The organism is Alcanivorax sp. HI0007, assembly GCF_001635525.1.
Lineage (GTDB): Bacteria > Pseudomonadota > Gammaproteobacteria > Pseudomonadales > Alcanivoracaceae > Alcanivorax.
Window position 1 is genome coordinate 1 of the sequence record NZ_LWEJ01000185.1, and the last position, 271, is coordinate 271.

Annotated in this window: 1 pseudogene; it reads left to right on the forward strand. The window is 56.5% G+C overall.

Annotated elements, in window-relative coordinates:
• Positions 1–271, forward strand: a pseudogene (locus tag A3714_RS18055) (DUF4339 domain-containing protein); the annotation flags it as partial.

Consider the following 271-nt stretch of genomic DNA (forward strand, 5'->3'; position numbering starts at 1 on the left):
GCAACGGCACACTGCGCCACGGATCATCCGTCTGGAAGAAGGGGTTCGCGGACTGGACCAACATCGAAGATACCCAGCTTCGGGAACACTTTGATGATACGACCCCACCGCCGCTAACCGGCGCCAAAGTCAACAACACCGTTGTATGGATTCTGGCGTTTGCCCCACTGATCGGCCTCACCCTGGAATACTTTGTGGCCTACATGGTTCACAGCAGCGAGTACCGTGCCGAGCAAGCCGTTGCCAGCGGCCATTTCATTTACATCACTCT